Origin of the sequence: Pseudomonas sp. (genome assembly GCF_026224925.1) — a bacterium.
GTDB lineage: Bacteria > Pseudomonadota > Gammaproteobacteria > Pseudomonadales > Pseudomonadaceae > Aquipseudomonas.
Genome location: NZ_JAMFRV010000112.1, coordinates 1 through 3009 on the forward strand (window position 1 = coordinate 1; position 3009 = coordinate 3009).

The 3009-nt window shown below is 60.6% G+C and carries 3 protein-coding genes; all 3 read right to left on the minus strand.

From position 1 onward, the window contains the following. Nucleotides 1-399, minus strand: a 399-nt coding sequence (locus M0974_RS05170) for a Plug domain-containing protein (protein WP_297833600.1), incomplete at its 3' end; no start/stop codon positions are given. A gap of 73 nt (nt 400-472) precedes the next feature. Then, the gene (locus M0974_RS05175; RefSeq protein WP_297833604.1) at nt 473-1450 is read right to left on the minus strand and encodes a D-isomer specific 2-hydroxyacid dehydrogenase family protein; all 978 of its coding nucleotides are present in this window, start codon (nt 1448-1450) and stop codon (nt 473-475) included. Between the two features lie 28 nt (nt 1451-1478). Then, a partial coding sequence (locus tag M0974_RS05180) for an ABC transporter ATP-binding protein (RefSeq protein WP_297833607.1) occupies nt 1479-3009 on the minus strand: 1531 nt, incomplete at its 5' end.

The following is a 3009-nucleotide window of genomic DNA, read 5'->3' on the forward strand; positions in this document are numbered from 1 at the left end:
GACGTCGTTGAAGTCGAGCATCGAGGAAATAGCGCGAGGGATATAGAGGTCATCAGCGTAGACCGCCACGGCCGACTCCTGGATCGGGTCGGTCTCGCCGATACCACGAATGCCGTAGGTCTGCGCGCTGTAAGAGATCGACTGGTGGCTGAGGGTCAGGTTTGGCACCTGTCCGGACAGGTCACGGATATTCTTGATCTGCTTGTCGTCGAGGGTCTTCTCGTCGAAAGCTGAGATCGCAAGCGGGGTTTTTTGCAGATTTTCATTTTTGTGTTCTGCCGTCACGGTGACCGTCGGCAGTGCCGGGCTGGCGGCATCCTCCGCCCACAGTGACTGGCTTGTACCAGCGAGCACGACGGCCAGCGCCAAGGGATTAAAGGCATAACGGGATGTTGGCATGGTGTTTCTCGGGTGATTGTTGTTATGGGCCTCCTCCTTGCGTGGGGTCGGGTTATCAATGGATGAAGGTGACTCAGTAGCCGCGGCTGCGATCGGCCAGATTGACCAAGGGCTGCTCATTTAAAAAACGTTCCAGGTTGTCCAGCACAATGGCGCCGATGGCTTCATTGCTGCGGGTTGAAATCGCCGACGTGTGCGGCGACAGACGCACCTTTGGGTGGCTGTACAGGCGATGCCCGTTGGGCAGCGGTTCAGGCTCGGTGACGTCAAGCGAGGCAAAGCCCAGCGGGCCGTTGTCCAGGGCATCGAGTAGGGCGTCTTGATCCAGTAAACCGCCACGGGCAATGTTGATCAGGTGCAGGCCCGGTTTGGCGCTGGCGAGCACCTGGGCGTTGACGATATGCCGGGTAGCAGGCGTCAGGGGCGCGGCCAGTACGAGATGGTCGGCGTGGGCGAACAGCTCATGAATATCGCGAGCCACCTGTACGCCTTCCACTTCCGGCGGCGCATCGCTCTGGCGCAAAACGATAACCTGCATGCCCAACGCCAGCGCTTTTTGCGCAAGGCTGCTGCCGATGGCTCCAAAGCCCAGGATGCCTAGGGTCTGGCCTTTCACCGGTGTCAGGGCGGTGAAATGCCAGTCCGCGTCGCGGGTCCAGATATCTGGCAGGTGTTTGTTGTAAGCAAAAATATGCGCCAGCACAAACTCTGCGATCGGGTCGCTGGCGCTGCCGCGCGCGGTGGTAACCGTCACGCCCTCGAACAGCCAGGACGGGTAGAAGTCGATGCCCGACGACACCAGTTGAATCCAGCGCAGGCCATAGGGCCAACCAGGCGGCGGAGTTTCTGGCGCTTGGTAACCGCGCACATTGATCGGCCGACCGATCAACACGCTTGCTTGGGGTGGTAAGTCACTGGGAACGCCCGGGGGTACTTCAATCACTTCGACGCCGGGGTGGGTCTGGGCCAGACGCTCAAGTAGGGCTTGATTGAACGAGGTGTCCATCTGGCTGGCGATGATCAGTTTTTGCTGTGGGCGGGAGATCGACATCTAGGCACTCCGATTAAATTTACGAATATTAGGCGCGAAGCTTCTGCCCAGGCACTGCGGCCAGTAATTCCTGGGTATAAGCCGTTTGGGGTGTATGGAATACCTGGTCAGTAGAACCCTGTTCGACCACCCGACCGTTGTGCAAAACCACCACCCGATGCGCGACGCTGGCGACCACTGCCAAGTCATGGGACACCAGCAAATAGGCCAGCCCCAATTCGGCCTGTAACTCAGCCAGCAAGTCGAGAATCTGCGCCTGCACCGACACATCCAATGCCGATACCGGCTCATCCAACAGCACCAGATCCGGTTTCAAGGCCAGCGCTCGGGCAATGGCGACACGTTGGCGCTGGCCACCCGATAACTCACGGGGAAGACGATCCAGAAAGGCCGTTGGCAAATGAACCCGCTCCATCAGCTGCCGGGCCGCGTGCTCTAGCTCCCGGCCCTTGAGACGACCAAACGACACCAGCGGCTCCACCACGCTGTCGAAAATACTCATACGCGGGTCCAGTGCGGCGAAGGGGTTCTGTTGCACCAACTGTATACGTTGGCGCAGCGGGCGAAACTCCCGCCAGCCGAGGCCGGTGACGTCGCGGCCGTCGAAGAGTACGCGGCCCTCGGTGGGTTGTTCCAAGCCCAAGGCAATTCTCAACGTGGTGCTCTTGCCAGACCCGGACTCGCCGACGAGGGCCAGGGTTTGGCCCGGATAAACCTCAAGACTGACATCCTGCAGCGCCTGGAAACTCTCTGGCTCACCCTTGCGCTTAGGCAGCCGGAAGGTTTTGCCGATGCCCTGCAGTACCAGAAGCGGTGGGCTATTGGCAGCAATTTTTGAGATCGGCGGGGTGCGCTTGCTGAAGGCTGGTGCCGCCGCGATCAGTGCGCGAGTGTAAGGCTGAGACGGGTGCGCAATCAGGCTCGCGGGCGTGCCTTGTTCGATCAGTTGACCGTCTTTCATGACCAGCAGCCGGTCGGCTCGATCAGCGGCAACGGCAAGGTCGTGGGTGATGATCAACAGTGAGATGCCGCGCTCGGCTACCAAGCCTTGTAAATGGTCGAGGATCTTACGTTGGACTGTCACGTCGAGGGCGCTGGTGGGTTCGTCGGCGATGATCAACCGTGGGTTGCCCGCCAGCGCTATAGCGATCAGCACCCTTTGACGCATGCCGCCGGACAGTTCATGGGGGTATTGGCGCGCCCGCAGCAAGGGCAGGTCTAGACCGACGTGTTCCAGCAATTCAAGCACGTGCGCGTCGACGCCAGGGTAGCGCCGACCTTGGGCTTGAATCAGCGCCTCGCCAATCTGCTGGCCGATACGCAGTGTGGGGTTGAGGCCGACCATGGGGTCTTGAGGCACTAGGCCCACGGTGGCTCCGCGCAGGCGTTGCCATTGGCGTTCGCTGGCGTGGGTGACGTCGTTGCCGTCGAGGCGCAGGCAGCCACTCTGAATCAGCGCGTTGCCCGGCAGCAAACCTAACAAGGCATTGGCGATAGTGGATTTGCCCGAGCCGGACTCGCCGACAATGGCCACGGTTTCACCACGGCCCAAGGTGAAC